The organism is Pseudomonas sp. MEJ108 (genome assembly GCF_030208985.1).
Lineage (GTDB): Bacteria > Pseudomonadota > Gammaproteobacteria > Pseudomonadales > Pseudomonadaceae > Aquipseudomonas > Aquipseudomonas fragariae.
The window spans coordinates 1-4197 of sequence record NZ_JARVSW010000045.1; the positions used below are offsets into that span (position 1 = coordinate 1).

Genomic DNA, 4197 nt, shown 5'->3' on the forward strand with positions numbered 1-4197 from the left:
CCTCTCACCCCAGACTTTACCTTGATCAAAGACACAAGCGAGCTTGCTCGCGAAGGCGATGGTGCAGGCTCGCTATTTTCGGATTCTGTAAGGGCCCTTTCGCGAGCAAGCTCGCTCCCACAAGACCTGTATGTAGCCATGAGCGATCTGCGTCCTCTTGATACCTCGTCCTGGAGCGTGCGGAACGACAATCAGAACTGCCCTGCCAACGCCCGATGCACTTCGGTCGAATTCATACGCCAGCCCAGGGTCACATCTGATACCACTCGCCACGAGATTCGCTGCCCATGAGTTCGACCAAGAACCCCTGCATCAGCCTGTGCAAGTTCGATGATGACATTTGTCTGGGATGCGGCCGCAGCAAGCGCGAAATCAAGTCCTGGAAGAAGCTCGACAAGGACGACAAACGCACGGTGCTCGATGAGTCTGCCAAGCGGCTGGCGAAGCTCAAGACCGCCGGTCGCAAAAAGAAGAAGTGATCCGGGCATTTGCCGCTGACGCCGGATGCGTAAACCGGCGCAGGCGCGTATGATGGTCGACCCTCGGCGATCAAGTGTCGCCCGGGCTTTCAAGTATTTCGCCTTGCTGCTATCCACAGCGCGCCGGGCACAGGTCTTGCCGGTTCTCGGCCAGCCCTGATTCGACACACCGGGAGGTGCCCAGATGAGTGAAAAAGACAAGCAGGACAGCCAGGAAATCGGACCCGCAGGCGAAAAGCTGCAGAAGGTTCTGGCGCGCATTGGCGTGGGTTCACGCCGCGACGTGGAAGCCTGGATTACCCAAGGCCGTATCAAGGTCAACGGCAAGGACGCGACCCTCGGTCAACGCGTCGACCTGCATGACGCCATCAGTGTCGATGGTCGCGTCATCAAGCGCGAAGAAGCGGCCGAAACGGTCCGTCGCGTCATCATGTACAACAAGCCCGATGGTGAAATCTGCACCCGTGACGACCCTGAAGGCCGTCCGACCGTGTTTGATCGTCTGCCGCGCCCGAAAGAAGGCCGCTGGATCAACATCGGTCGTCTCGACATCAACACCACCGGCCTGCTGATGTTCACCACCGACGGTGAACTCGCCAACCGCCTGATGCACCCGTCGTTTGAAATGGACCGTGAATACGCGGTTCGCGTGCGTGGCGAAGTCGATGACGACATGCTGCTGCGCCTCAAGAACGGTGTGATTCTCGAAGACGGTCCTGCGCGCTTCACCGATATCCAGCAGGCACCGGGCGGCGAAGGCTTCAACCACTGGTATCACTGCGTGGTGATGGAAGGCCGCAACCGCGAAGTACGTCGTCTCTGGGAATCCCAGGGGCTGGTGGTCAGCCGCCTGAAGCGCGTGCGTTACGGGCCGGTGTTCCTCAACTCCGACCTGCCGATGGGCCGCTGGCGCGAAATGAGCCAGTACGAAGTCGATATTCTGGCCGCTGAAGTCGGTCTGCAACCTGTGGCCCAGCCGCAGATGAATGCCAAGACCAAGGACAAGATGGAGCGTCTGCAGCGTCAATCGTCGCGCCCTCTGGGCAAAGGCGAGCGCGTTCGCACCTTGCGTCCGGCTGCTGGTGCTCCGGCGACCGGCGGCGAGCGCGCGCCGCGTCAGCCGCAGATCACCGGCAGCGAGCGTGATCGTCCGCGCGGTGGCGATTCGACTCAGCGTCCTTCGCCGCGCAAGGATTCGGGCAAGCCCGGTTCGCGCGCGCCGCGTCCGGCCGACAACAGCCGTGGCACGCCGGTCGCCGAGCGTCCGAGCGACATGAACAAGCGTCCGGCCAAGCCGGGCCCCAAGCGTGTCGGCATCAAGCTGGTCAACGATGATGCGCCGTCAGGCAAGCGTCGTGGCCCACCGGCAGGTTCAGGTCAGCGTCCGGGCTTCGGTCGTCGCAAGCCCGAGTGATCGCGCGGTGTGAATGAATGGCAGCGCCAGTCCACAGGGCTGGCGTTGTCGTTTTCGGCGCTCTGAAAAGTGCGGTCACACAGCCGCGGCACCTCGACCCCCCTGTTTTGAACCTCAGCCGGGATGCACGTGTACAATGCTGCGCTTTTTTCTGTGAAACAGTGCTGTTCAACGCTCCGGGCCATCCGCCTCGAACGCTGCAATTCTGTTGCGCCACGAGCGCAACAGGTTCTATTCCGTCACAGAACACGATCGATCAGGTGGCTATTGAATGAGTGAAACAACCTCACCCTCGGGCGAACTGAAACGTGGCCTGAAGAATCGACACATCCAGTTGATCGCCCTGGGCGGTGCTATCGGAACGGGCCTGTTTCTCGGCTCGGCGGGCGTGCTGAAATCAGCCGGGCCGTCGATGATTCTCGGTTATGCCATCTGTGGCTTCATCGCCTTCATGATCATGCGCCAGCTGGGCGAGATGATCGTCGAAGAGCCGGTCGCCGGCTCGTTCAGCCACTTCGCCCACAACTACTGGGGCGGTTTCGCCGGCTTTCTGTCGGGCTGGAATTGCTGGCTGCTGTACATCCTGGTCGGCATGTCCGAGCTGACTGCCGTCGGCAAATACATCCATTACTGGTTGCCGGACATCCCGGGCTGGGTATCCGCGGCAGCCTTCTTCGTGCTGATCAATGCCATCAACCTGACCAACGTCAAGGTCTTCGGCGAGACCGAATTCTGGTTCGCGATCATCAAGGTGGTGGCGATCATCGGCATGATTGCGTTGGGCAGCTACATGCTGGTCAGCGGTAGCGGTGGCCCGCAGGCCTCGGTCAGCAATCTCTGGGAGCATGGAGGATTCTTTCCCAATGGTGTCAGCGGTTTGGTGATGGCGCTGGCAATCATCATGTTCTCCTTCGGCGGCCTGGAAATGCTCGGTTTCACTGCTGCTGAAGCCGAACAGCCGAAGACCGTAATTCCCAAGGCGATCAACCAGGTCATCTACCGCATCCTGATTTTCTACATCGGCGCGCTGGTGGTGCTGTTGTCACTGACGCCGTGGGACAGCCTGCTGGCCAGCCTGAATGCGTCTGGCGATTCCTACAGCGGCAGTCCGTTCGTGCAGGTGTTCTCGATGCTGGGTAGCGACACGGCGGCGCACATCCTCAACTTTGTGGTGCTGACGGCAGCGCTGTCGGTCTACAACAGCGGCACCTACTGCAACAGCCGCATGCTGGTGGGCATGGCCGAGCAGGGTGATGCACCCAGGGCGCTGGCCCAGGTCGACAAACGCGGGGTGCCGGTCAAGGCGATCTTCGCCTCTGCCGCCGTGACACTGGTCGCGGTGCTGCTCAATTATTTCGTGCCGCAGCAGGCGCTGGAACTGTTGATGTCGCTGGTGGTGGCCACGCTGGTGATCAACTGGGCAATGATCAGCTACTCGCACCTGAAATTCCGCCAGCACATGAACCGCACCGCACAAGTGCCGCTGTTCAAGGCACTGTGGTATCCCTATGGCAACTATGTGTGCCTGGCCTTCGTGGTGTTCATCCTCGGCATCATGCTGATGATCCCCGGCATCCAGATCTCGGTGTATGCGATCCCGGTTTGGCTGGCGGTGATGTGGGTCTGTTACCGGGCCAAAAACAGGCGTAGCGTTGTCGTGCCTGCCGAGTCTGGCAAATAGCCTTGCCCTTTTCCGAGAAGAAGAGACCCCGATGCTGGTGATTTCCAACAACGTTCATCTGCCGGACGCCGAGATCGAATTGACCGCTATCCGTGCCCAGGGCGCGGGCGGGCAGAACGTCAACAAGGTCTCCAGCGCCGTGCATTTGCGTTTCGACATCAACGCTTCGTCGCTGCCGCCGTTCTACAAGGAGCGGCTGCTGGCGTTGAGTGACAGCCGGATCACCAGCGACGGCGTAATTGTGCTCAAGGCTCAGCAGTATCGAACCCAGGAGCAGAACCGTGCCGATGCCTTGCTGCGCCTGAGCGAGCTGATCGTCAACGCGGCCAAGGTCGAAAAGAAACGCCGCCCGACCCGCCCGACCCTCGGCTCCAAGACCCGGCGCCTGGAGTCCAAGAGCAAGCGCGGCTCGATCAAGGCCGGACGCGGGAAAGTGGATTTCTGAGGTGTTTTTCAGTCTCGTGCCACGCAGTGCTCAGCGCTATACAAAAGTCTGCGCTTGATTCTGGCCGCAGGCCGTAGGAGCGAACTTGTTCGCGAAAGGGCCCGTACCGTCGCAGAAATTTTGGCGTTCAAAACAATGTCTTCGCGAACAAGTTCGCTCCTACAAAAGCCCCGTTCCC

General features: G+C 60.5%; 4 protein-coding genes. All 4 read left to right on the forward strand.

What is annotated here, in order from left to right; genetic code table 11:
* Nucleotides 1-287: 287 nt before the first annotated feature.
* The 4 genes from QRN50_RS19250 (at nucleotide 288) to arfB (ending at nucleotide 4019) form a co-directional block, all read left to right on the forward strand.
* Entirely contained in the window at nucleotides 288-479 is a 192-nt protein-coding gene (locus tag QRN50_RS19250) for a DUF1289 domain-containing protein (protein WP_003314720.1), read from the forward strand.
* A gap of 184 nt (nucleotides 480-663) precedes the next feature.
* A complete protein-coding gene (gene rluB, locus QRN50_RS19255; protein ID WP_003314721.1) occupies nucleotides 664-1893 on the forward strand; it encodes a 23S rRNA pseudouridine(2605) synthase RluB in 1230 nt (409 codons plus the stop codon).
* A 271-nt stretch (nucleotides 1894-2164) separates the two neighbouring features.
* Nucleotides 2165-3574: an amino acid permease gene (locus QRN50_RS19260; protein ID WP_003404128.1), complete on the forward strand. Its 1410-nt coding sequence runs from the start codon at nucleotides 2165-2167 to the stop codon at nucleotides 3572-3574.
* Nucleotides 3575-3605: 31 nt separating this feature from the next.
* The gene (gene arfB / locus QRN50_RS19265; RefSeq protein WP_003314723.1) at nucleotides 3606-4019 is read left to right on the forward strand and encodes an alternative ribosome rescue aminoacyl-tRNA hydrolase ArfB; all 414 of its coding nucleotides are present in this window, start codon (nucleotides 3606-3608) and stop codon (nucleotides 4017-4019) included.
* Nucleotides 4020-4197: the final 178 nt, after the last annotated feature.

What these genes read in the sequence shown, in the direction of transcription:
- arfB (WP_003314723.1), top strand. Translation starts at nt 3,606, where the DNA reads ATGCTGGTGATTTCCAACAACGTTCATCTGCCGGACGCCGAGATCGAA.
- rluB (WP_003314721.1), top strand. Translation starts at nt 664, where the DNA reads ATGAGTGAAAAAGACAAGCAGGACAGCCAGGAAATCGGACCCGCAGGC.
- QRN50_RS19260 (WP_003404128.1), top strand. Translation starts at nt 2,165, where the DNA reads ATGAGTGAAACAACCTCACCCTCGGGCGAACTGAAACGTGGCCTGAAG.
- QRN50_RS19250 (WP_003314720.1), top strand. Translation starts at nt 288, where the DNA reads ATGAGTTCGACCAAGAACCCCTGCATCAGCCTGTGCAAGTTCGATGAT.